Origin of the sequence: uncultured Sphaerotilus sp. (assembly GCF_963924895.1) — a bacterium.
In the GTDB taxonomy this organism is placed as follows: Bacteria; Pseudomonadota; Gammaproteobacteria; order Burkholderiales; family Burkholderiaceae_C; genus Sphaerotilus.
Map to the genome: position 1 here is coordinate 1 of NZ_CAWURG010000007.1, position 23304 is coordinate 23304.

Annotated in this window: 26 protein-coding genes; 21 read left to right on the top strand and 5 right to left on the bottom strand. The window is 68.3% G+C overall.

What is annotated here, in order from left to right; translation table 11 throughout:
• Window positions 1–179 precede the first annotated feature (179 nt).
• From AABN02_RS03000 to AABN02_RS03010, 3 genes are all read right to left on the bottom strand, one after another.
• Window positions 180–986 (bottom strand): hypothetical protein, encoded by an 807-nt coding sequence (locus AABN02_RS03000; RefSeq protein ID WP_338413438.1) that lies wholly within the window; start codon window positions 984–986, stop codon window positions 180–182.
• Window positions 987–1254: 268 nt separating this feature from the next.
• Window positions 1255–1971 carry an FCD domain-containing protein gene (locus tag AABN02_RS03005; RefSeq protein ID WP_338413439.1) on the bottom strand — a complete coding sequence of 239 codons (717 nt, stop codon included), beginning with the start codon at window positions 1969–1971 and terminating at the stop codon, window positions 1255–1257.
• Window positions 1971–3674, bottom strand: coding sequence for a sigma 54-interacting transcriptional regulator (locus tag AABN02_RS03010; RefSeq protein WP_338413440.1), 1704 nt, complete (start codon window positions 3672–3674; stop codon window positions 1971–1973). Before AABN02_RS03010 ends, AABN02_RS03005 begins: the two co-directional genes overlap by 1 nt.
• 294 nt (window positions 3675–3968) lie before the next feature.
• Here AABN02_RS03010 and AABN02_RS03015 point away from each other — a divergent pair, with 294 nt between their 5' ends.
• From AABN02_RS03015 to AABN02_RS03075, 13 genes are all read left to right on the top strand, one after another.
• Entirely contained in the window at window positions 3969–4364 is a 396-nt protein-coding gene (locus AABN02_RS03015) for an endonuclease domain-containing protein (protein WP_338413441.1), read from the top strand.
• Window positions 4365–4556: 192 nt separating this feature from the next.
• Entirely contained in the window at window positions 4557–5021 is a 465-nt protein-coding gene (locus AABN02_RS03020; protein ID WP_338413442.1) for a MaoC family dehydratase, read from the top strand.
• 22 nt (window positions 5022–5043) lie between these two features.
• Entirely contained in the window at window positions 5044–5988 is a 945-nt protein-coding gene (locus tag AABN02_RS03025) for a glyoxylate/hydroxypyruvate reductase A (protein WP_338413443.1), read from the top strand.
• A 344-nt stretch (window positions 5989–6332) separates the two neighbouring features.
• A complete protein-coding gene (locus tag AABN02_RS03030; protein ID WP_338413444.1) occupies window positions 6333–6542 on the top strand; it encodes a phenol hydroxylase subunit in 210 nt (69 codons plus the stop codon).
• 48 nt (window positions 6543–6590) lie between these two features.
• Window positions 6591–7586, top strand: coding sequence for a phenol hydroxylase (locus AABN02_RS03035; RefSeq protein WP_338413445.1), 996 nt, complete (start codon window positions 6591–6593; stop codon window positions 7584–7586).
• Between the two features lie 20 nt (window positions 7587–7606).
• The gene (locus tag AABN02_RS03040) at window positions 7607–7876 is read left to right on the top strand and encodes an MmoB/DmpM family protein (RefSeq protein WP_338413446.1); all 270 of its coding nucleotides are present in this window, start codon (window positions 7607–7609) and stop codon (window positions 7874–7876) included.
• A gap of 32 nt (window positions 7877–7908) precedes the next feature.
• A complete protein-coding gene (locus AABN02_RS03045; protein WP_338413447.1) occupies window positions 7909–9480 on the top strand; it encodes an aromatic/alkene/methane monooxygenase hydroxylase/oxygenase subunit alpha in 1572 nt (523 codons plus the stop codon).
• Window positions 9477–9842 carry a phenol hydroxylase subunit P4 gene (locus tag AABN02_RS03050; protein WP_338413448.1) on the top strand — a complete coding sequence of 122 codons (366 nt, stop codon included), beginning with the start codon at window positions 9477–9479 and terminating at the stop codon, window positions 9840–9842. Before AABN02_RS03045 ends, AABN02_RS03050 begins: the two co-directional genes overlap by 4 nt.
• A 21-nt stretch (window positions 9843–9863) precedes the next feature.
• Window positions 9864–10928 carry a phenol 2-monooxygenase domain-containing protein gene (locus tag AABN02_RS03055; RefSeq protein ID WP_338413449.1) on the top strand — a complete coding sequence of 355 codons (1065 nt, stop codon included), beginning with the start codon at window positions 9864–9866 and terminating at the stop codon, window positions 10926–10928.
• Window positions 10929–10952: 24 nt separating this feature from the next.
• Window positions 10953–11321, top strand: coding sequence for a 2Fe-2S iron-sulfur cluster binding domain-containing protein (locus AABN02_RS03060; protein ID WP_338413450.1), 369 nt, complete (start codon window positions 10953–10955; stop codon window positions 11319–11321).
• A gap of 19 nt (window positions 11322–11340) precedes the next feature.
• Window positions 11341–12285: a catechol 2,3-dioxygenase gene (locus tag AABN02_RS03065; protein ID WP_338413451.1), complete on the top strand. Its 945-nt coding sequence runs from the start codon at window positions 11341–11343 to the stop codon at window positions 12283–12285.
• A 13-nt stretch (window positions 12286–12298) separates the two neighbouring features.
• The gene (locus AABN02_RS03070) at window positions 12299–12742 is read left to right on the top strand and encodes a heme-binding protein (protein WP_338413452.1); all 444 of its coding nucleotides are present in this window, start codon (window positions 12299–12301) and stop codon (window positions 12740–12742) included.
• 64 nt (window positions 12743–12806) lie between these two features.
• Entirely contained in the window at window positions 12807–14261 is a 1455-nt protein-coding gene (locus AABN02_RS03075; RefSeq protein WP_338413453.1) for a 2-hydroxymuconic semialdehyde dehydrogenase, read from the top strand.
• Here the strand turns inward: AABN02_RS03075 and AABN02_RS03080 are convergent.
• The gene (locus tag AABN02_RS03080) at window positions 14251–14652 is read right to left on the bottom strand and encodes a hypothetical protein (protein ID WP_338413454.1); all 402 of its coding nucleotides are present in this window, start codon (window positions 14650–14652) and stop codon (window positions 14251–14253) included. The genes AABN02_RS03075 and AABN02_RS03080 overlap by 11 nt on opposite strands.
• A 130-nt stretch (window positions 14653–14782) precedes the next feature.
• Between AABN02_RS03080 and AABN02_RS03085 the strand changes: the two genes are divergently transcribed.
• The 4 genes from AABN02_RS03085 (at window position 14783) to AABN02_RS03100 (ending at window position 18826) form a co-directional block, all read left to right on the top strand.
• The gene (locus AABN02_RS03085) at window positions 14783–15724 is read left to right on the top strand and encodes a DnaJ C-terminal domain-containing protein (RefSeq protein ID WP_338413455.1); all 942 of its coding nucleotides are present in this window, start codon (window positions 14783–14785) and stop codon (window positions 15722–15724) included.
• A gap of 70 nt (window positions 15725–15794) precedes the next feature.
• On the top strand, window positions 15795–17105 hold the full coding sequence (locus AABN02_RS03090) for a tryptophan--tRNA ligase (RefSeq protein ID WP_338413456.1): 1311 nt from the start codon (window positions 15795–15797) through the stop codon (window positions 17103–17105).
• Window positions 17106–17179: 74 nt separating this feature from the next.
• A complete protein-coding gene (locus tag AABN02_RS03095) occupies window positions 17180–18154 on the top strand; it encodes an exopolyphosphatase (RefSeq protein WP_338413457.1) in 975 nt (324 codons plus the stop codon).
• Window positions 18155–18241: 87 nt separating this feature from the next.
• The gene (locus AABN02_RS03100; protein WP_338413458.1) at window positions 18242–18826 is read left to right on the top strand and encodes a hypothetical protein; all 585 of its coding nucleotides are present in this window, start codon (window positions 18242–18244) and stop codon (window positions 18824–18826) included.
• A gap of 15 nt (window positions 18827–18841) precedes the next feature.
• On the opposite strand, the gene AABN02_RS03105 is transcribed toward AABN02_RS03100, so the two are convergent.
• Window positions 18842–19735 (bottom strand): LysR substrate-binding domain-containing protein, encoded by an 894-nt coding sequence (locus AABN02_RS03105; protein WP_338413459.1) that lies wholly within the window; start codon window positions 19733–19735, stop codon window positions 18842–18844.
• Between the two features lie 72 nt (window positions 19736–19807).
• Between AABN02_RS03105 and AABN02_RS03110 the strand changes: the two genes are divergently transcribed.
• From AABN02_RS03110 to AABN02_RS03125, 4 genes are all read left to right on the top strand, one after another.
• Entirely contained in the window at window positions 19808–20662 is an 855-nt protein-coding gene (locus tag AABN02_RS03110; protein WP_338413460.1) for an alpha/beta hydrolase, read from the top strand.
• Between the two features lie 79 nt (window positions 20663–20741).
• Window positions 20742–21524: a 2-oxopent-4-enoate hydratase gene (gene dmpE, locus AABN02_RS03115; RefSeq protein ID WP_338413461.1), complete on the top strand. Its 783-nt coding sequence runs from the start codon at window positions 20742–20744 to the stop codon at window positions 21522–21524.
• A gap of 30 nt (window positions 21525–21554) precedes the next feature.
• Window positions 21555–22346, top strand: coding sequence for a 2-oxo-3-hexenedioate decarboxylase (gene dmpH / locus AABN02_RS03120; RefSeq protein WP_338413462.1), 792 nt, complete (start codon window positions 21555–21557; stop codon window positions 22344–22346).
• A 15-nt stretch (window positions 22347–22361) separates the two neighbouring features.
• Window positions 22362–23303 (top strand): acetaldehyde dehydrogenase (acetylating), encoded by a 942-nt coding sequence (locus AABN02_RS03125; RefSeq protein ID WP_338413463.1) that lies wholly within the window; start codon window positions 22362–22364, stop codon window positions 23301–23303.
• Window position 23304: the final 1 nt, after the last annotated feature.

Below are 23304 nucleotides of genomic sequence, written 5' to 3' on the forward strand. Positions count from 1 at the left end.
TTGGCCAGTCCGCAACTTGTTGTTTTCTTCCGCCTGATCAGAGTTTGGCTGGTCGGCTTTGACAATACTTGAAACCCCACCCGCTGCGCGGGTGGTCGCTCAAATTTTGCTTGACGAATGGGGAAGCCCTTGTAGTTTGAGTTCAGCGGCCGCCGGAGGCGGCCCGCCGAAACGAATGGTTAGATTTCACTGGAGACGCGCGAGTCAGGGACTTCAGGCGCTCGGCGAATATATTTCACTCCATCAGCTTCAAAGACGATGTCAGTAACAGGTGTGAGCGCTTCAGACCACAACTTCGGGTTCATTTGGTCAGTCATCATGATCGTCATCGCGTCATTGAAGCGAGCCTGTACGGCTTCTCGTAGTGCTTCGGCGTGTGCCCATGGAGTGCCGCTACGAATCGGGCGGGAGCGCGTGGTACAGAATACAAACGCATCGAAGCCTCCCTGATGATATTCAACGGTGATGCAACACGCATGAGCGATTCGAGACGAATCGTTTGTGCAGCGCTTCGTTACGAGGGACTCGAAAGCCTCTGCATTCAGGTAGGAGAAGCCATTGTTAACAATGATAATAATCCCTTCATCGCCAGCACGACCCGTATCCTCAACAGTTTCTCGTATCTGGCGAGATGCCTTCTTTACTGCGGTCTGGATTGGCCCGGATACTAAGCGCTCAAGTTCACGCCTAATTGACTGAGGCGCTGATTCAAAAGCTATGTCTACCTCGAATGATTCTGGGAAGTGCTCCCGATATAGCTCAGAAATCTTTCGTTGTCTCTCAGTTTTTTCAAGGGCCTCCTCTTCGAGGATCTTTAATTCTATGACGTAACCGGGCGCCAAGTAGTCTGCGTTGAGCCGGCCTTTGGTTGGCATATACACGTCGGTAGTTCGCTGCCACCCGAGGTCCAATGCAACTTGGTCGATGAACGACTCGGAAATTCTTGGTATCGGGAACATACGATGCTGGCTTATGAAAGCTAACATAATTTAGCTCTCACGGCCCCGCTGCCTAACATGTCCGCTGACATATAACACGTCAGCAAAATGACACCCAAGCCGTTGTCGGCATGGAAATTTTTCTGCGTTTTGACGCATGACTCCCCCCTGAACATCCCCCGAAACCCTGCAAGCACATCCTGCAAAACCCGGCTTCCGCCCAGAATAAAGCGCCACCCCGACACCGTCCACAGTGCCCGAGTGGCGCTCACCGTCCGAATTTGACAGATCCGGACGCGGTGTGACAAACCTCACATCACATGTCGCCCAGCCCCGCCTTCTTCAACACCTCACACGTATTGCGCACATGCGCCTCCAGCGCCAGCGCCGCGCGGGCCTCCTGCCGGCCGATGGCTGCGCGGTACAGGTCCTCGTGCTCGCGGTGCACGTCGCGCGGCGGGCCGGCTTCGGACGCGGCGGCCACCCGCACGGCGATGTAGCGGTAGCGCTCGGCGTGGCGGTAGAGGATGCCGAGCAGGTAGCGGCTCCAGGGCGAGCCGTGGCCGGCGATGAGCGCCTCGTGGAAGCCGCGGTTGGCGTGTTCCCACTCGCCCGAGCGCAGGCTTTCCGGCGTGCGTTCGGCGGCGCTCAGGCGGTCGAAGGCCGCGACGAGGCCGAGTTCCCAGGCGGCGTCACCGTGGCGGATCGACAGGCGCAGCGCCTCGGTCTCCAGCAGCACGCGGGTGTTGGTGACGTCCTCCAGATCGGCCAGCGAGATCGGCGTGACGCGGAAGCCTCGCTGCCCTTCCGCCGTCACCAGCGCGTCCGACAGCAGCAGCGACAGCGCCTCGCGCAGCGTGCCGGCGCCGACGTCGTAGCGGTCCTTCAGGTGCTCGACCCGCAGCCGCTCGCCCGGCGCCAGCGCGCCGCAGACGATGTCGTGGCGCAGGCCCAGGTAGGCGCGCTCGACGAGGGTGCGCGGCGCCTCGTCGTTGCCGTGGAAGGCGGCGAGGAATTTTTCGGACGGCAGCATCAGGCGGCTCCAGGTTCGGACGGCATCGGGCCGCGGCGCAGCCGGTAGGCGAGCTGCGGGCGGGTCAGCCCCAGGCGGCGGGCCGCGGCAGAGAGGTTGCCGCTTTCGCGGGCCACGGCGAAGGCGAGCAACTGGTGTTCCAGCTCCTCCAGCGGCAGCCCGCTGGCGAGCATCCGTGCGCAGAGGTCCTCGTCCGGATCCGGCGGCAGCGTGGCGAGCTGGCCGTGCGGATCGAGCCCGGTGCGGGCGGCGGACGGGTCGTCATGGCCGGGGCTGAGCGAGAACAGGTCCTCGGCCTCGATCGAGCCCCCCTGCGCGGCGAGGATGACGCCGCGCTCGACGATGTTCTCCAGCTCGCGCACATTGCCCGGCCAGGCGTGACGGCCGAGCGCCTGCAAGGCCCGCTCGCTGAAGCCCTGCAGCCGCTTGCCGTGCAGCGCGGTGAAGCGGGCGAGCAGCGTCTGCGCCAGCAGCTCGATGTCGGCGCCGCGCTCGCGCAGCGGCGGGATGCGGATCGGGTAGATGTTGAGCCGGTACAGCAGGTCGCGCCGGAAGTGCCCGGCCTTGACCGCCGCGTCCAGATCGACATTCGTCGCTGCCACCAGCCGCACATTGACCTTGCGCGTGGTCTCGCTGCCCAGGCGCTCGATCTCACCTTCCTGCAGCGCCCGCAGCAGCTTGGCCTGCAGCGACACGGGCAGGTCACCGATCTCGTCGAGGAACAGCGTGCCGCCATCGGCGCGCTCGAAACGGCCGGTGCGGGCGGCGTGCGCGCCGGTGTAGGCGCCCTTCTCCACGCCGAACAGCTCCGCCTCGATCAGCTCGGCCGGCAGCGCCGCGCAGTTCACCGCGACAAACGGCCCGGTGCGGCGCGCGCTCAGCTCGTGCAGCGTGCGGGCGAAGCGCTCCTTGCCGACGCCGGTCTCGCCGGTGAGCAGCACGGTGACCTGCGTCGCCGCCGCCTTGCCGAGCAGCTCGAAGGCGCGCCGGAACGCGGGCGACTGGCCCACCATCGAGCCACACGGCCCGGCCGGTGCCAGCGTCGAGCGCAGCGCCTCGACCTGCAGGCTCAGCGCCTCGATCTTCTCGACCAGCGAGTCGGACTCGAAGTAGACGCGGTGCGCCTCACCGTCCGGCCAGTCCTCGATCGGGCGGCCGACGATGCGGCAGAACTCGTCGCCACAGGCCGTGCAGGCAACCTCCTTGAACAGGATCAGCCGCCCCATGAAGGCCGAGGTGTAGCCGCAGGCATAGCCGGTGAGCATCCAGCAGCTCGGCTCGTCGGCGGGGCCGAAGGTGTGGCGGTGGGCGTGGGCCTCCCAGGAATGGTCCCAGCGGAACTCGCCCTCGAAGCGGCCGGCCTCGCGGTCGAAGGTCATCGTCAGCGGCGTGACCCGCGCCGCGCCTTCGAGCATGTGCAGTTGCGGCCCGACCAGGAAGGCGGCCACCGGATCCTCCCCGGGCCGCGTCTTGCGGGCGAACTCGGCGTCGTTCAGGCCGCTGGCGTAGCCCATGCGCGTGAAGATGCGCCGCGCCTGTTCCAGCCCGATCGAGTTGATCAGGTCCTGGCGCAGCGCCCCGAGCGACGCCGTGTGCAGCAGCACCATGCGCCGCTCGCCGAGCCAGATCGCGCCCTCGTCCGGCGCGAAGCGCAGCAGGCGACGCAGGTCGGTGTCGGGCGGGTATTTCAGGGACTTGGGCATGCCGGGGCTCCGCGGGCAGATTCTCGAGATTTCTCCCGTGGCCTGATTCTAGTGTTGCGTCCAGCAGGGATGGACGGTTGGCGCGAACCGAGCCCCCACCCCGACCCTCCCCCGCTGGGGGAGGGAGGAAGACCAAGTTGCCCCGCATCTGCGCTGATCTCCTCCCCCCAGCGGGGGGAGGCCGGGAGGGGGGCTTCGGAAGTCGGCCGACATCTCGGCAGCGTTAGCCCCCCTCCCCAGCCCTCCCCCCGCTGGGGGGAGGGAGTAATGCAGCACGCTCTTTCAGAATGGGGCATGAATGATGACGACGAACAGCACCGGATCTGGGTGCCGGAGACCGTCAGCCGGCCGCTGCTGCTGGCGGCGCGGCGGCTTCGGCGGGAGATGACCGAAGCCGAGTGCGTGCTGTGGGAGCACCTGCGCGCCGGGCGGCTCGGTGGCTGGCGCTTTCGGCGGCAGCATCCGGTGGACCGGTTCGTGCTCGATTTCTACTGCCCGGCCGCTCGGCTGGCGGTCGAGCTGGATGGCGCACAGCACCACACCCCCGACGGCCTGGCCCGTGACGCCGAGCGCGACGACTGGCTCCAGCGGCGACACGGCATCACGCTGCTGCGGTTCGATAATGCCCAGCTACTGAGACAAACTGACACCGTGCTGGAGCACATCCGACAAGCCCTTGACCCACGCTGAACGCCCCGATCCCGAGATCCCTGTCTTCCTCCTCCCCCCAGCGGGGGGAGGCCGGGAGGGGGGCCTTCGAGGTCAGCAGACGTATCCACCCGCGCACCGTCACCCGCGGGACAGGCCCTCGGGGTTGACGCGCATGACCGGCGGCGGACAGCCTGCCTAAGATCGTCCGCCCCTCTTCCGCCAGGACTCGACATGCCCGACCACGACCGCCCGTCCATCCCGCTGTCCGATCTGCCCGGCCGCATCGGCGAGGTGCTTGGCACCAGCCCCTGGCTGCACATCGACCAAGCCCGCATCGACGCCTTCGCCCGCGCCACCGAGGACCTGCAGTGGATCCACACCGACCCGGCGCGCGCCGCGGCCGGGCCGTTCGGCGCCACCATCGCGCACGGCTTCCTGACGCTCTCGCTGCTGCCGTGGATGGGCGAACACGCCTTCGAGATCCCGCACCTGCGCATGAGCCTGAACTACGGGCTGAACAAGGTGCGCTTCCCGGCGCCGCTGCCGGTGGACAGCCGCGTGCGCGGGGTGTTCCGGCTGCTGGCCTGCGAGCCGATCGAAGGTGGCTGGCAGGTCACCGTGGAAGCCACCATCGAGCGCGAGGGCGCGGCCAAGCCGGTGTGCGTAGCCGAGTCGGTGTCGCGCCGCTATCCCTGAGACACCCACCCCCACCACCCCCATGGCCATCCTCGTCCTCAGCCACCCGCTGCCGTCCGCGCCCTTCGTCGCAGCGTTGCAGGCGCTCGCGCCGGATCTGCCAGTGTGGACCGAAGCCGACACGCCGCCGCCCGACGCGGTGGAGGTGCTGCTGGCCTGGCGGCTGACGGCGGGCGTGGTGCCGCGCTATCCAAAGCTGCGGGTGGTCTGCTCGACGGGCGCGGGGGTGGACAAGCTGCTCGCCGTGCCGGACCTGCCCGCCGGGCTGCCGGTGACGCGGGTGGTGGATCCGCAGCAGGCGCGGACCATCGCCCAGTACGTGGTCGCCCAGACGCTGCACGCCACGCGCGACTTCGCCCGCTACGAGGCCCAGCAGGCGCGCGCCGAGTGGCGGCGCCATCCCGTGCGGCCAGCGGCGCAGTGCCGCGTCGGCCTGCTCGGCCAGGGCGAAGTGGCGCAGGCGATCGCGCGGGCCATCGTGCCGCTGGGCTTGCCGCTGGCGCTGTGGGGCCGCCACCTCCGCCCGCTGCCGGGGCTGGAGCACGCCGACGTGACCCGCTACACCGGCGAGGCCGGACTGCCCGCCCTGCTCGCCAGCAGCGACGTGCTGGTCAACACCCTGCCGCTCACCGAGGCCACCCGCGGCCTGCTGGACCGGGCGCGGCTGGCGCAGCTGCCCGCCGGGGCCTGGCTGGTCAATGTCGGGCGGGGCGAGCACCTGGTGGAGGACGACCTGCGGGGGCTGCTCGACAGCGGCCATCTGGCGGGCGCGGCGCTCGACGTGTTCGCGCGCGAACCGCTGCCGCGCGACCACTGGCTGTGGGGACACCCCAGCGTGCGCGCCACGCCGCACATCGCGGGCGAGGCCCGCTTCGAGGTCGTGGCCGCCGCCTGTCTCGATGCGCTCCAGCGCTGCCGCGCCGGTCAGGCTCCGCAGTGGCTGGTGAACCGCAACGCCGGTTACTGACGCCGGCGCTCCGCCCACTCTTCCTAAATTCTCGATATTTGCGCGAGCCGGCCGAAAGGGCCTGCTCGCGCAGCGCATGGCCATGCCGTGTCGAGACCACTTCACCAAATCATCAAATCACGCCGATTGAATTATCCAATTCATCAAACTGACGTGAATTGAACGCAAAAGCAGCCCTTCCATCCGGGATGAAGGGGCTGAAATTGACGGTTGATGGGGACAGAGTCGGGGCCAATCTGGCGCACTTTCTCGGTGCTTACCCTAGGAATATCGAGATTTCAGGAAAACTGGCCTGAGGTGGCCTGTCGCTTGCAATGGAAGAGGGACCACCCGGAGTCCTGCCCATGACCGCAAGCCCGTCCCTCGACACCGCGCCCGACACCGACCTCGACACCCGCAAGAAGTACGTCCGCGTGCTCGAACACCGGGCCGACGGCCTCGTGTTCTTCGAGTTCGCGATCGGCTGGCCAGAGTTGCTCGTCGAGCTGCTGCTGCCCGAGGCAGCGTTCGCCGAGTTCTGTGCCACGCACCGCGCGATCCGGCTGGACCACTGAGTTTCGAACCGAGTCCCACGCCGAGTTCCACACCAGGAGACAAACCCGATGAACATCGACCTGCAAGCGCGCGAGATCCAGCCGCTGCGCCAGACCCTCACCCGCGTCGCCGAGCACCTCGGCGGCGACAAGGCGGCCTCGCGCTACCTGGAAGCCACCATCGGCGCGCAGCCCGCGGCCAACTTCCACTACCGCCCGACCTGGCAGCCGGAGTTCGAGCTGTTCGACACGGCGCGCACGGCGATCCAGCTCAAGGACTGGTACGTGCTGAAGGATCCGCGCCAGTTCTATTACGCCAACTGGACGATGACCCGCGCCCGGCAGCAGGATTCGATGGAGTCGAACTTCCAGTTCGTCGAGTCGAAGGGCATGGTCGCGGCGATGACCGACGCCGTGCGCGAGCAGGCGCTGACGGTGCTGATGCCGCTGCGCCACGCCGCCTGGGGCGCCAACATGAACAACGCCTCGGTCTGCGCCTATGGCTACGGCACGGCGTTCACGGCCCCGGCGATGTTCCACGCGATGGACAACCTGGGCGTGGCGCAGTACCTGACCCGGCTCGGGCTGGTGCTGGGCGAGCCGGAAGTGCTCGACGTGGGCAAGCAGGCCTGGCTGGACGCGCCGGTCTGGCAGGAGCTGCGCCGGCTGGTGGAGGACACGCTGGTCGTGAAGGACCCGTTCGAGCTGTTCGTCGCGCAGAACCTGGCGATCGACGGCCTGCTCTATCCGCTGGTCTACGGCAGCTTCATCGACGACCACCTGACGCTCAAGGGCGCCACCGCCGTCGCGATGATGACCGTGTTCATGACCGACTGGCACGCCGAGAGCGCGCGCTGGATCGACGCCGTGGTGAAGACCGCCGCGGCCGAGTCGGACGAGAACCGCGCGCTGCTGTCGCAGTGGACCGCGCACTGGGCCGCCCGCGCCCAGGCCGCCCTGGCCCCCATCGCCCAGCTCGCCATGGGCGAGCACGGCGACGCCGCGCTGGCCGATGCCCGCACCACGCTCGACGCCCGCTGCCGCAAGGCCGGCCTCGCCGTCTGAACCGCCAGGAAGCCACGCCCATGTCGAACGTATTCATCGCCTTCCAGGCCAACGAGGAGTCCCGGCCGGTGGTCGAGGCCATCGTGGCCGACAACCCCACCGCCGTCGTCACCCACCCGACCGGGCTGACCAAGATCGACGTGCCGCAGCGCCTGACGATCCGCCGCGCAACGATCGAGGAGATCACCGGCCGCCCCTACGACCTGCAGCAGATCCACGTCAACCTCGTGACGCTGTCGGGCCACATCGACGAGGACGACGACCAGCTCACGCTGAGCTGGTCGCACTGATCCCGCATTCCCCGAATCCCCAGGAGACAAGCATGGACACCCGCGTCGCCAAGAAAAAGCTCGGCCTCAAGGAACGTTACGCCGCGATGACCCGCGGCCTGGGCTGGGAGACCACCTACCAGCCGATGGACAAGGTCTTCCCGTACGACCAGTACGAAGGCATCAAGATCCACGACTGGGACAAGTGGCAGGACCCCTTCCGCCTGACGATGGACGCCTACTGGAAGTACCAGGGCGAGAAGGAAAAGAAGCTCTACGCCGTCATCGAGGCCTTCGCGCAGAACAACGGCCAGCTCGGCGTGAGCGACGCGCGCTACATCAACGCGCTCAAGCTCTTCATCCAGGGCGTCACGCCGCTGGAGTACTACGCCCACCGCGGCTTCGCCCACGTCGGCCGCCAGTTCACCGGCGAAGGCGCCCGGGTCGCGGCGCAGATGCAGTCCATCGACGAGCTGCGCCACTTCCAGACCGAAACCCACGCGCTCTCGCACTACAACAAGTACTTCAACGGACTGCACCATTCGAGCCACTGGTTCGACCGCGTCTGGTATCTCTCGGTGCCGAAGAGCTTCTTCGAGGACGCCTGCACCGGCGGCCCGTTCGAGTTCCTGACGGCGGTGAGCTTCTCGTTCGAGTACGTGCTGACGAACCTGCTGTTCGTGCCCTTCATGTCGGGCGCGGCGCACAACGGCGACATGTCCACGGTGACCTTCGGCTTCTCGGCGCAGTCGGATGAATCGCGCCACATGACGCTGGGCATCGAGTGCATCAAGTTCCTGCTCGAACAAGATCCGGCCAACGTGCCGATCGTGCAGAAGTGGATCGACAAGTGGTTCTGGCGCGGCTACCGGCTGCTGACCATCGTGGCGATGATGCAGGACTACATGCTGCCCAAGCGCGTCATGAGCTGGAAGGAAGCCTGGGAGATGTACGCCGAGCAGAACGGCGGCGCGCTCTTCAAGGACCTGGCCCGCTACGGCATCCGCGAGCCCAAGGGCTGGAAGGACGCCTGCGAAGGCAAGGACCACATCAGCCACCAGGCCTGGGCCACCTTCTACAACTACAACGCCGCCGCGCCCTTCCACACCTGGATCCCGAACGAAGACGAGATGCAGTGGCTGGCCGAGAAGTACCCGGACAGCTTCGAGTCGACCTACAAGCCGCGCTGGGACTACTGGCGCGAGCAGGCCGCCGCCGGCAACCGCTTCTACAACAAGACGCTGCCGATGCTGTGCACGACGTGCCAGATCCCGATGCTGTTCACCGAGCCGGGTGACGCCACCAAGATCTGCTACCGCGAGACGAACTACTTCGGCAACAAGTACCACTTCTGCTCGGACCACTGCAAGGAGATCTTCGACGACGAGCCGGAGAAGTACATCCAGAGCTGGCTGCCGGTGCACCAGATCTACCAGGGGAACTGCTTCAAGCCGGGCACCGATCCGACCGTGGAAGGGTTCGACCCGCTGCTGGCCGTGCTGCAGTACTACGAGATGAACATCGGCCGGGACAACTTCGATTTCGAAGGCTCGGAAGACCAGAAGAACTTCGCCGCCTGGCGTGCAGACGGCAGCATGGGCAACACCGGAGGAGCCGCAGCATGAGCGTCGTCACCAACCCCAATGCCGCGCCCTACGACTTCCCGATGAAGGACAAGCGCGAGAACTTCCCCGCGCCGCTGCTCTACATCGGCTGGGAAGACCACCTGATGATCTGCGCGCCGGTGTGCCTGCCGCTGCCGCCGGACATGCCCTTCGGGGCGGTCGGTGCGGCGGTGCTGCCGGGTGTCTACGGCTACCACCCGGACTTCGCCAAGATCGACTGGGCCACCGTCGAGTGGACCAAGTCCGGCCAGCCTTGGCAGCCGGACCCGGCCAAGTCGCTGGCGGAGAACGGCCTGACGCACAAGGACGTGATCCGCTTCCGCACGCCAGGGCTGCACGGCCTGAACGGTTCCTGCAACTGAACCCCGCGTCGCGCCGATCCGATGAGCTACCAACTCACCATCGAACCCTCCGGCGCCGTGATCGACGTCGAGGATGGCCAGTCCATCCTGGACGCCGCGCTCCGGCAAGGGCTGTACATCCCGCACGCCTGCGGTCACGGCCTGTGTGGCACCTGCAAGGTGCAGGTCTGCAGCGGCGAGGTCGACCACGGCGCGGCGAACCCCTTCGCGCTGATGGACTTCGAGCGCGACGAGGGCAAGACGCTGGCCTGCTGCGCGACGCTGCTGGACGACGTGAGCATCGAAGCCGACATGGACGACGAGCCCGACGCACGGATCATCCCCGTGCGCGACTTCGCGGCCACCGTCACCCGCATCGTCACGCTCACGCCGACCATCAAGGCGCTGCACCTCGCGCTCGACAAGCCGATCGACTTCCAGGCGGGCCAGTACGTGCAGCTGGAAATCCCCGGCCTCGGCCAGTCGCGCGCCTTCTCGATCGCCAACGCGCCCGCTGACGTGGCACGCAGCGGCGAGATCGAGCTGAACGTGCGCATCGTTGCAGGTGGTGCCGGCACGACCTACCTGCACGAAAAGCTGAAGGTCGGTGATCGGCTGCGGCTGTCCGGCCCTTACGGGCGCTTCTTCGTGCGGCAGTCGGCGCATCGGCCGATGGTCTTCATGGCCGGCGGATCGGGCCTGTCGAGCCCGCGCTCGATGGTGCTCGACCTGCTCGGCCAGGGCTGCACCGAGCCGATCACGCTCGTCTACGGCCAGCGCACGCGGGCCGAGCTGTACTACCACGACGAGTTCGTCGCGCTGGCCGCGCAGCACCCGAACTTCACCTACGTGCCGGTGCTGTCGAACGAGGCGGAAGGCGGCGACTGGAGCGGGGCGCGCGGCTTTGTCCACGACGCCGCCAAGGCGCACTTCGGTGGTCAGTTCGCCGGTCACAAGGCCTATCTGTGCGGCCCGCCGCCGATGGTCGAGGCCTGCATCGCCACGCTGATGCAGGGCCGGCTGTTCGAGGACGGCATCCACACCGAGAAGTTCATCTCGGCCGCCGACGCCAACGCACAGCGCAGCCCGCTGTTCAAGCGCGTCTGACGGGCCGGCAGGAGCACGCACGCGATGTTCGATTTCCGCCCCAAGGTGACCGTCCACGTGACGCAGACCGGCGAGGAGTTCCCCTGCGCCACCACCGAGAGCCTGCTCAACGGGATGCTGCGGCTGGGCCGCAAGGGCATCCCGGTGGGCTGCGTCAACGGCGGCTGCGGCGTGTGCAAGGTCCGCATCGTCGAAGGCTCGGTGACGGCGCTCGGCCCCGTCAGCCGCGCCCATGTCACCGCAGAAGAAGAAGCCCAGGGCTGCACCCTGGCGTGCCGGGTCGCCCCGACCACACCGGTGCGGCTCGACGTGGTCGGCAAGTTCGAGAAACCGTTTTCCCGCGGGTACGCCAAGGCGGCGACCCCGCAATCCCCCCCTTCCCCACAACCCTGAACCCCCTAGGAGACAAATCATGGGTGTCATGCGCATCGGTCACGCCAGTCTGAAGGTCATGGACATGGCGGCTGCCGTCAAGCACTACCAGAACGTGCTGGGCCTGAAGACCACGATGGAAGACAAGCACGGCAACGTGTACCTGAAGTGCTGGGACGAGTGGGACAAGTACTCGCTCATCCTCACGCCGAGCGACCAGGCCGGCATGAACCACGTCGCCTACAAGGTCGAGAAGGAATCCGACCTCGAAGAACTGCAGGCCAAGATCGAGGCCTGGGGCGTCAAGACCGTGATGCTGGACGAAGGCACGCTGCCCTCCACCGGCCGGATGCTGCAGTTCAACCTGCCCAGCGGCCACGAGATGCGCCTCTATGCCACCAAGGAGTACGTGGGCACGGAGGTGGGCATCACCAACCCCGAACCGTGGCCGGATGGTCTGAAGGGTGCGGGCGCGCACTGGCTGGACCACATCCTGCTGATGTGCGAGATGAACCCGCCCGAGGGCATCAACACGGTCGCGGACAACACCCGCTTCATGACCGAAGCACTCGACTTCTTCCTGACCGAGCAGGTGCTGGTCGGCCCGAACGGCGACATGCAGGCCGCCACCTGGATGAGCCGCACCACCACGCCGCACGACATCGCCTTCGTCGGCGGCGCACGCAGCGGGCTGCACCACATCGCCTACTTCCTCGACTCGTGGCACGACGTGCTCAAGTCGGCGGACGTGATGGCCAAGACCAAGACCCGCATCGACGTGGCGCCCACCCGCCACGGCATCACGCGCGGCGAGACCATCTATTTCTTCGACCCGAGCGGCAACCGCAACGAGACCTTCGCCGGCCTGGGCTACCTGGCGCAGCGCGACCGGCCGGTGACAACCTGGACCGAGGACCAGCTCTGGAGCGGAATTTTCTACCACACGGGTTCCGCGGTGCCGTCCTTCACGGACGTGTACACCTGAGCAGGCCAGGACGATGACGACGACTCCGACACCCGCCCTCAGCGTGGTGCAGCACAGCATCTCCTGGCAGGCCGCGCACCAGGCGGTGGCGGCGGCCGTCGTCGCGGCGGAGGGCCTGGGCATCCGCATCAACGTCGCGGTGACGGACGCCGGCGGCACGCTCGCGGCCTTCCTGCGCATGCCCGGCGCCTTCCTGCACTCGGTGGACATCGCCATCGACAAGGCCTACACCGCGGCCAGTTTCGGTTTCCCCACCAGCCAGTGGGGCGCCGTGCTCGCGGGCGACGAGATGCTGCGCATCGGGCTGGCCGAGCGGCCGCGGCTGGTGGTGTTCGGTGGCGGGTTGCCGATCCGCGACGGGGAGGCGCTGATCGGTGGCATCGGCGTGTCCGGTGGCTCGGCCGAACAGGACGAGGCCTGCGCCCGCGCGGGGCTGCAGGCGCTCGGACTGGCGTGAGCCGCCACCCTGTCCACACTTATCCACAGACTCCTCAACAACCCAGTTATCCACAGGCCTGAACGTGAAGCAATTCCTGAATTTCATCAACGGCGAATTTGTCGCCACCGGCAAGACCTTCGAGAACCGCGCGCCTGTGGATAACCGGATCCTGGGCCTCGTGCACGAGGCGGGTCAGGCCGAGGTGAACGCGGCCGTCGCCGGCGCCCGCGCCGCGCTCAAGGGCGACTGGGGCCGCATGAGCGTGGTCAAGCGCGTGGACATGCTCTACGCCGTCGCCGACGAGATCAACCGCCGCTTCGACGACTTCCTGCAGGCCGAGATCGCCGACACCGGCAAGCCGCTGAGCCTGGCCTCGCACATCGACATCCCGCGCGGCGCGGCCAACTTCAAGGTCTTCGCCGACATCATCAAGAACGTGCCGACCGAGAGCTTCCAGATGACCACGCCGGACGGCGGCACCGCGGTGAGCTACGCCGTGCGCTCGCCGCTGGGCGTGGTCGCGGTGGTGTGTCCGTGGAACCTGCCGCTGCTGCTGATGACGTGGAAGGTCGGCCCGGCGCTGGCCTGCGGCAACACGGTGATCGTCAAGCCGTCCGAGGAAACGCCCGCCACCGCGACGCTGCTGGGCGAGGTGATGAATGCGGTGGGTGTGCCCCCGGGTGTGTACAACGTGCTGCACGGCTTCGGTCCTAGCTCGGCGGGCGAGTTCCTGACGAAACACCCGGGCGTCAACGGCATCACCTTCACCGGCGAGACGCGCACGGGCGAGGCGATCATGGCGGCGGCGGCCAAGGGTGTTCGGCCGGTGTCCTTCGAGCTGGGCGGCAAGAACGCCGGCATCGTCTTCGCCGACTGCGACTTCGACAAGGCGGTCGCCGGCATCACGCGTTCGGCCTTCGAGAACTGCGGCCAAGTCTGCCTCGGCACCGAGCGCGTCTACGTGCAGCGGCCGATCTTCGACCAGTTCGTCGCGGCGCTCAAGGAGAAGGCCGAAGCGCTCAAGGTCGGCCCGAGCGAGCAGCCCGGCGTGGGCCTCGGCCCGCTGATCTCGGCCGAGCACAAGCAGAAGGTGCTGTGCTACTACGCCAAGGCCGTGGCCGAAGGCGCGACGGTGGTCACCGGCGGCGGGGTGCCCGACATGCCCGGCGCGCTGGCGGAAGGCCACTGGGTGCAGCCGACGATCTGGACCGGCCTGCCCGAGACCGCCAGCGTGGTGCGCGAGGAGGTCTTCGGCCCCTGCTGCCACATCGCGCCCTTCGACACCGAGGAAGAAGCCATCGCGCTGGCCAACGCCACCGACTACGGCCTGGCCACGACGGTGTGGACGCAGAACCTCGGCACCGCGCACCGCATGGCCGCGGCGGTCGAGGTCGGGCTTTGCTGGATCAACTCCTGGTTCCTGCGCGACCTGCGCACCGCGTTCGGCGGCGCGAAGGCATCAGGCATCGGGCGCGAGGGCGGGGTGCACTCGCTGGAGTTCTACACCGAGCTGCGCAACGTGATGGTCAAGCTCTGAGCATCCCGTCCGCCCCCAGCCGGTCCTGGCGCTCGAAGAACGCCCGCGCCAGCGCCACCAGCTGGGGATCGGTCGGGTGGTCCACCACCTCGTAGCCGACGAGGTGGGCGGCGAGGTGCGGGCGGTGCTTGTCGACGTAGTGGCGGAAATCGGCCAGCGCGGTGTGCGTGCCGGTGACCAGCACCTGCGCGATGCCGTCGAGCGCATCGCAGACCGCGCCGAAGAACTCGTGCTCCGAGCGCACGCTGCTCTTGTGCTGCGCGGTGGTGTAGGCCTGCAGGTGCACGGTCTGCGCCTGCACCTGCGTCTCGTCGAAACGCAGCACCTGGGCCTGCTGGTGGTCGGTGCGGACCACGGCGTGGTGGACGATCTGGGCGGCTGCAGTGGGCATGGTGGTGGTCCGGTCGGATGGGCAGGCATCCAGCGTGCGCCGGTCCCGGCGGGCCAGTCTGTGCGATGACGAACAGACACCGTCCAGCGGCACCGCTAAAACGGACCCACACGAACCTCCCCCACACCGCATGACGCACGCCAGCCCGTCCGGGGCCTCCGGCCCCAAGGACCACTACGCCACCCTCGGCGTGGCCCGCACCGCCACGCACGACGAGATCCGCAAGGCCTACCGCAAGCTGGCGCGCAAGTTCCACCCGGACGTCAGCCAGGAACCCAATGCGCAGGAGCAGTTCATGGCGGCCGCCGAGGCCCACGAAGCCCTGATCGACACCGACCGCCGCGCCGCCCACGACGAGGCCTGGCGCCAGCACGCGCTCGACCGCGAATACGCGCAAGCCTCCGCCGAGGCGCACCGCCAGGAAGAAGACCCCTTCGAGGCGATGTTCGCCCGCGCCGCCGGACGCTCACGGCGGCGCGAAGGCCCGCGCTACCGCGAGCCAGTCCCCGGCCGCGACCACCACGCCGGGCTGGAGGTCGCGCTGATCGACCTCTACCAAGGGGCGCGGCGCACGGTCTCGCTGCGCCTCCCGGTGGTTGATGCCGCGGGACGGGCCTCGCTGCAGACCCGGCACCTAGAGGTGGACATCCCGAAAGGCGTGCGCCCCGGACAACGCCTGCGGCTGGCCGGCCAGGGCGGTGCGGGCGAAGACGGAGCCGCCGCGGGCGACCTCTACCTCGACATCACGCTGCAGCCGCATCCGCTGTTCCGCGTCGACGGGCGCGACGTGCAGGTCGATCTGCCCACGGCGCCCTGGGAAGCCGTGCTCGGCGCCACCGTCACCGCGCCGACGCCGGAAGGCGACGTCCAGCTCACGATTCCGCCCGGCTCGACGCCGGGCCGCCGGCTGCGCCTGAAGGGCCGCGGCCTGCCCGGTCACCCGGCCGGCGACCTCTACGCGGTGCTGCACATCGCCCTGCCCCCGGCCACCACCGAGGACGAGCGGCAGGCCTACCAGGCGATGGCGCAGGCCTTTCCGCGCTACCAGCCGCGCCCGGAGGCACAGGGCTGAGCGGGCGGCGCGGGGTGGCGGGGTCCGGTCACAATCGGGGTTTTCCTTGTCGCTCCCGCACCAGCCCACCATGCCCACCCGCGTCCTGACCGGCATCACCACCACCGGCACCCCCCACCTCGGCAACTACGTCGGCGCGATCCGGCGCTGCGTGATCGCCAGCCGCCGCACCGACGTCGAGAGCTTCTTCTTCCTCGCCGATTACCACGCACTGATCAAGTGCGACGACCCGCTGCGCATCGAGCGCTCGCGGCTGGAGCTGGCCGCGACCTGGCTGGCGGCAGGCCTCGACCCCGCGCGCGTCACGCTCTACCGCCAGAGCGACATCCCCGAGATCCCCGAGCTGACCTGGCTGCTGACCTGCGTCACCGCCAAGGGCCAGATGAACCGCGCCCACGCCTACAAGGCCGCTGCGGACGCGAACCTGGCCGCCGGCGAGGACGTGGACGCCGGCATCACGATGGGCCTGTTCAGCTACCCGATCCTGATGGCCGCCGACATCCTGATGTTCAACGCCCACCAGATCCCGGTCGGCCGCGACCAGATCCAGCACATCGAGATGGCGCGCGACGTGGCGCAGCGCTTCAACCACCTCTACGGCCAAGGCACGGACTTCTTCGTGCTGCCGGAAGCCGTGGTCGAGGCCGAGATGGCGCTGCTGCCCGGCCTCGACGGCCGCAAGATGAGCAAGAGCTACGACAACACGATCCCGCTGTTCGAAGGCGGCGCGAAGGCGCTGAAGGACGCGATCGCGCGCATCGTCACCGACTCGAAGCTGCCGGGCGAGCCGAAGGATCCCGAGGGCTCGGCGCTGGTCACGCTGCACGACGCTTTCGGCACGCCCGCGCAGAACGCCGCCTTCCGCGACGCGCTGCGCCAGGGACTGGGCTGGGGCGAGGCCAAGCAGCGGCTGTTCGAGCTGATCAACGGCGAACTCGCGCCGATGCGGACGCGCTACGAGGCCCTGATCGCCCAGCCGGCCGAGCTGGAGGCGATCCTGATGGCTGGCGCCGCCAAGGCCCGCGCCGAAGCTGCGCCGCTGCTGCTGCAGCTGCGTGAAGCGGTGGGCCTGCGCCGCATGGTCGCCGCGCCCGTGGCCGCCACGGTCACGGCGAAGGCGGACAAGGCCGCGCTGGCCGTGTTCAAGCAGTACCGCGAGGCGGACGGGCAGTTCTACTTCAAGCTCGCCGCGGCGGACGGGCGCGTGCTGCTGCAGAGCCAGGCGTTTGCCGGCGGGCGCGATGCGGGGAACTGGGTGAAGCGGCTGAAAACGGAAGGGGCGGCGGCCATGCCGGAGGCTCCCGTGGCGCTGGGTGAAGGGGTGTCGGCGGAGGATGTCGCGCAGGCGCTGGCGGCGCTGATCGCCGCGGCGGCCGAATAGGCCCACAGGCGTCAAGCGAGGTCCGCGGATGCCGATATGTCCGACATCCACGCGTTCACCAGGACCCCCTGACCATGACCTCTTCGACCCCGCAAAAATACCGCCTGCTGACCCGCAGCGACATGGACGGCCTGGTCTGCGCCGTGCTGCTGCGCGAGCTGGACCTGATCGACGACATCACCTTCGTCCACCCCAAGGACGTGCAGGACGGCAAGGTGGCGGTCACCGCGCGCGACATCCTCACCAACGTCCCCTACGTGCCCGGCTGCGGCCTGTGCTTCGACCACCACGCCAGCGAGGCCATCCGCAACCAGGGCCGGGACACGCCGGGCTATGTGCTGCTGGCCGATGCCAAGTCGGCGGCCCGTGTGGTGTATGACCACTTCGGCGGCAAGGCCCGCTTCCCACGGGTCAGCGACGCGATGATGGAGGCCGTGGACAAGGCGGACTCGGCCGGTTTCAGCAGCGACGACGTGCTCGACCCCAAGGGCTGGGAGCTGCTGTCTTTCCTGATGGACGCCCGCACCGGGCTCGGGCGCTTCCGCGAGTTCCGCATCTCGAACTACCAGCTGATGATGAAGCTGATCGAGTGCTGCCGGGACATGCGCATCGACGAGATCCTGGCGCTGCCGGACGTGCGCGAGCGCATTGAGCTGTTCTTCTCGCAGCACGCGCTGTTCCGCGATCAGATCCGGCGCGTCGCCCAGGTGCGCGACAACCTGGTGGTGCTGGACCTGCGCGACGAGGAGGTCATCTACGCGGGCAACCGCTTCGTGGTCTACGCGATGTTCCCGCAGTGCGACATCTCGATGCACGTCCTGTGGGGCCGCGAGAAGCTCAACACCGTCTACACCGTGGGCAAGTCCATCTTCGGCCGGCGCAACCGCATGGACATCGGTGCGCTGATGCTGGAGCACGGCGGCGGCGGTCACCATGCCGCGGGCACCTGCCAGGGCGCCAACGAACAGGCCGAGGCGCTCAAGCAGACGCTGGTCGACGAGATCCTGTCGCGCAGCAGCGCAGCAGCCGGCCTGCAGCAGGCGGCCTGACGCGGCGACACGGCCGCGGCCTGTTCGGGCAAGGTGGGAACGGCTACGCTGTGGCCTGCCCCCTCACCGCCCACCCGAGGACAGACCATGCCCAAGCCCGCCCGCCTGACCACGCTGACCGCCTTCGCGCTGCTGACCACGGCCTCGGTCTGTGCCCTGCCCGGTGCGGCCAGCGCCTGGGAGCTGCAAGGCACCAAGGCCCTCGTCGCCATCACCCGCGACCAGCAGCGCCTGCCGCTCGGCACCGTGGAGTTCACGCCCCGCCCGGACGGCACGGTGGCCTTCGCCGTCCACATGGACCACGCGAAGTTCTCCGACCATTTCCTGTCGATGAAGGAATTCAAGTGCGTCGAAGGCGGCGGCGAGGTGAGCTGCCACGTGCCCTACCCGTATCCGAACCCAGGCACGGTGACGCCGACCGACCTGACGTGGCTGGAGCACCACCTGCTGTTCCTGTTCAAGCTGCCCAAGGAGTTCGGCGCGAAGCTGTGGAACGGGCTGTACTACCAGCTGGAGCGCACGGACACCGGGCTGGTCGGGCGGCCGCAGTCGATCGACCTGAACCTGATCAGCGCGCCGCCAGCGCAGGCGGACAAGCCGCCGTATCGGCCGGCGCTGCGCGATGACGTGGCGGCGGGGGTGCGGTGGATCGACCGGCTGGTGATCGAGTAGTCCGCCCTCTCCCCGTCATCCTCGCGAAGGCGAGGACCCACGCACCACCGCCAGAAACGCCCCCAGCACCGGCGACACATCCCCCCGCCGGTGGATGCAGCTCAGCTCAATGTCGCGCAGGTACGCGCAATCCAGCGGCCGGTAGACGACCCCCGGCAGGCGCAGGCTCTCGCTGCTGGCCGTGGTCACGCAGGCGCCGAAACCGCCGGCCACCAGCGCGATGGCGGTCAGCACGTCCTCGACCTCCTGCTCGATCTGCAGCGGCGTGCCCTCCTGCGCGAAGGCCTGCATCACCTGCTGCGCCAGCCCCGGCAGCGGCAGGTTCGGATACAGGATCATCGGCTCGCCCACCAGATCAGGGATGCGCACCGACGCCTGCGCGCACAGCCGGTGTCCCTCGGGCAGCGCCACGCGCATCTGCTCGCGCAGCACGGTCTCGATCACCAGGTCCGGCTCTGGCGGCACCAGCCGGTTGAAGCCGACGCTGATGCGGCGCTCGCGCAGGGCTTCGAGCTGCTCGGCCTTGGTCATCGTGTGCAGCACGATCTGCACGTCCGGCCGCTCGGCGTGGAAGCGCGCCAGCAGCCGCGGGATCACGTCCAGCACGCCCGAGCCGAACAGCCCCACGTCCAGCCGCCCAGTCTCGCCGCGCCCGGCAGCGCGGGTGCGCTCGCGGGCACGCTGGGCCAGCGCCAGCAGGTTCGGCACCTCGTCGAGCAGCGTCTGCCCGGCCTCAGTCAGCTCCATGCCCTTGGGCGTGCGGGTGAACAGCGGCGCGCCGAGTTCGTCCTCCAGCGCGTGGATCTGGCGGGTCAGCGGCGGCTGCGCCATGTGCAGGCGCTCGGCGGCGCGGCCCAGGTGGCGCTCCTCGGCGACGGCGAGGAAGTAGCGCATCTGCTTGAGGTCCATGGCGACATACCTCCGTGGTATCGAGATCGAACTATTCGGTATTGGACAGTATCAGGTGCGGCACCTAAGGTCATGCCCATGAACCCCGAACTCGGCCGCCGCGTCTGCACCGGCACCTTCGACACCAACGTCCACGACCTCGGCAGCGCCGCACCTGGCCAGCCGCCGGTGCTCTTCATCCACGGCTCCGGCCCCGGCGTGTCGGCCTGGGCGAACTGGCGGCTGGTGATGCCCGGCCTGGCGCAGACCCGCCGCGTGATCGCGCCCGACATGGTCGGCTTCGGCTACACGGACCGCCCGGCCGGCACCGCCTACATCATGGACACCTGGGTACAGCAGGCGCTGGACCTGATGGACGCGCTGGAGCTGCCGCAGGTCGATCTGGTGGGCAACTCCTTCGGCGGCGCGCTGGCGCTGGCGCTGACGATCCGGGCGCCAGAGCGGGTGCGGCGGCTGGTGCTGATGGGCGCGGCCGGCGTGCCCTTCCCGATCACGCCGGGGCTGGACGCGGTCTGGGGCTACGAACCTTCGTTCGAGGCGATGCGCGGACTGCTGGACATCTTCGCGTACAGCCGCGCGCTGGTCACGGACGAGCTGGCCGAGTTGCGCTACCAGGCCAGCATCCGGCCGGGCTTCCAGGAGTCGTTCTCCGCGATGTTCCCGTCACCGCGCCAGCGTTGGGTCGATGCGATGGCCAGCCCGGAAGCCGCCCTCCGCGCCCTGCCCCACGAAACGCTGGTGATCCACGGCCGCGAGGACCAGGTCATCCCGCTGTCCAACTCGCTGACGCTGGCCGACTGGATCCCGAACAGCCAGCTCCACGTCTTCGGCCACTGCGGCCACTGGACGCAGATCGAGCACAGCGCCCGCTTCGCGCAACTGGTCGCCAACTTCCTCGCCGAAGCCGACGCGAACGCCGCCCGCTGACCCCCCCACACACCGTCATGCCCGCGCACGCGGGCACCCACGCCCGCCACGCCCGCCCCACCGAGTACCACCCACCATGATGGACACCCAGACGATCCAGCGCTACGGCGACGAGCTGTACGCCTCGCTGCTCAGCCGCATCCCCGTCGAGCCGCTGACCAACCGCGAACCCGGCATCACCATCGACGACGCCTACCAGATCCAGCTCCGCATGATCCAGCGCCGCCTCGACGCGGGCGAGGTCGTGATCGGCAAGAAGATCGGCGTGACGAGCAAGGTGGTGATGGACATGCTCGGCGTGAACCAGCCGGACTTCGGGCACCTGCTCTCCGGCATGGTGTTCAACGAGGGCGAGCCGGTGGACACGTCCAAGATGATCGCGCCCAAGGCCGAGGCGGAAGTCGCTTTCATCCTGGCGCGCGACCTGACCGGCCCGGGCGTGACGGCGGCCGACGTGCTGCGCGCGACCGACTGCGTGATGCCGTGTTTCGAGATCGTCGATTCGCGCATCAAGGACTGGAAGATCAAGATCCAGGACACCGTCGCGGACAACGCCTCGTGTGGCGTGCTGACGCTGGGGGGCACGCGCCGCAGCCCGCGTGACCTCGACCTGGCGCTGGCCGGCATGGTGCTGGAGAAGAACGGCGAAATCATTTCCACCTCGTGCGGCGCGTCCGTCCAGGGCTCGCCGGTCAACGCCGTGGCGTGGCTCGCGAACACGCTCGGCCGGCTGGGCATCTCGCTCAAGGCGGGCGACGTGATCCTGTCGGGCTCGCAGTCGCCGCTGGTCCCGGTGAAAGCCGGCGACAGCCTGCACTGCAGCGTCGGCGGCCTGGGCAGCACCTCGGTGCGCTTCATCTGAACCCCGAGAGACAAGAGCGGAACCCACACCATGCAACTCGACCGCCAGACCATCGAACTGCTCGCCCTCCACGTCGAGGCCGCCGAGCTGAACGCCCGCGACATCACCAAGATCACCGACGACTACCCCCAGATGGACTGGGACGACGCCTACGCGATCCAGGACGAGATCCGCCGCCGCAAGGAAGCCCGCGGCAACAAGACCGTCGGCCTGAAAGCCGGGCTGACCTCGTTCGCGAAGATGAAGCAGATGGGCGTGGACACCCCCTGCTTCGGCTTCGTCAGCGACTACATGGCGCGCCCGGACGGCGGCGAGATCAGGATGTCCGAGCTGATCCACCCGAAGGTGGAAGCCGAGATCTGCATCGTCACCAAGGCGCCGCTGAAGGGCCCTGGCTGCCACGTCGGCACGGTGATGGCGGCGATCGACTTCGTGCTGCCCGCGGTGGAAATCATCGACAGCCGCTACCGCGACTTCAAGTTCGACCTGAAGAGCGTCGTCGCCGACAACACCTCGGCCTCGCGCTTCGTGATCGGCGGGCGCTCGCGCAATGTCGAGGAACTCGACCTGCGCACGCTCGGCGTGGTGCTGGAGAAAAACGGCCAGATCGTGTCGATGGCGGCCGGTGCGGCGGTGCTCGGTCACCCGGCGGCGGCGGTCGCGATGATGGCCAACCACCTCGGCGCGCGCGGCCAGGAGATCCCCGCCGGCACCTTCATCATGACCGGCGGCGTCACGGAAGCCATCGCGGTGAAGGCCGGCGACAGCGTGAACGTGCGCTTCCAGGACCTGGGCAGCGTGTCGATGCGCTTTGTCGAATAACCCCGAAAGCTCCCCATGACACAGAACCGCAAGATCAAGTGCGCCCTGATCGGGCCCGGCAACATCGGCACCGACCTGCTCGCCAAACTGCAGCGCTCCGCCGTGCTCGAACCCGTGTGGATGGTGGGCATCGACCCCGAATCCGACGGCCTGAAACGCGCCCGCGAGATGGGCATCAAGACCACGTCGGACGGCGTGGACGGCCTGATTCCGCACATGCAGGCGGACGGCGTGCAGATCGTCTTCGACGCCACCTCGGCCTATGTCCACGCCGAGAACTCGCGCAAGGTGAACGAACAAGGCGCGCTGATGATCGACCTGACGCCGGCCGCGATCGGGCCGTTCTGCGTGCCGCCGGTGAACCTGAAGGCGCACGTCGGCTCCGGCGAGATGAACGTCAACATGGTCACCTGCGGCGGGCAGGCGACGATCCCGATGGTCGCCGCGGTCAGCCGCGTGCAGCCGGTCGCCTACGGAGAGATCGTCGCGACCGTGTCGAGCCGCTCGGTCGGCCCCGGCACGCGCAAGAACATCGACGAGTTCACCCGCACGACCGCGGGCGCGGTGGAGAAGGTCGGCGGCGCGAAGAAGGGCAAGGCGATCATCGTCATCAACCCGGCCGAGCCGCCGCTGATCATGCGCGACACGGTGCATTGCCTGACCGAGGACGAGCCGGACCAGGCCGCCATCACCGCCTCGGTCCACGCCATGCTGGCCGAGGTACAGAAGTACGTGCCCGGCTACCGGCTGGTCAACGGGCCGGTGTTCGACGGCAAGCGGGTGTCGGTCTACCTCGAAGTCGAGGGCCTGGGCGACTACCTGCCCAAGTACGCCGGCAACCTCGACATCATGACCGCCGCCGCCGCCCGCACCGCCGAGATGTTCGCCGAGGAGATCCTCAAGGGCGAACTGGTCCTGCGGCCGACCGCCCCCGCTGCGCCCGCCGTGGCCGCCTGAA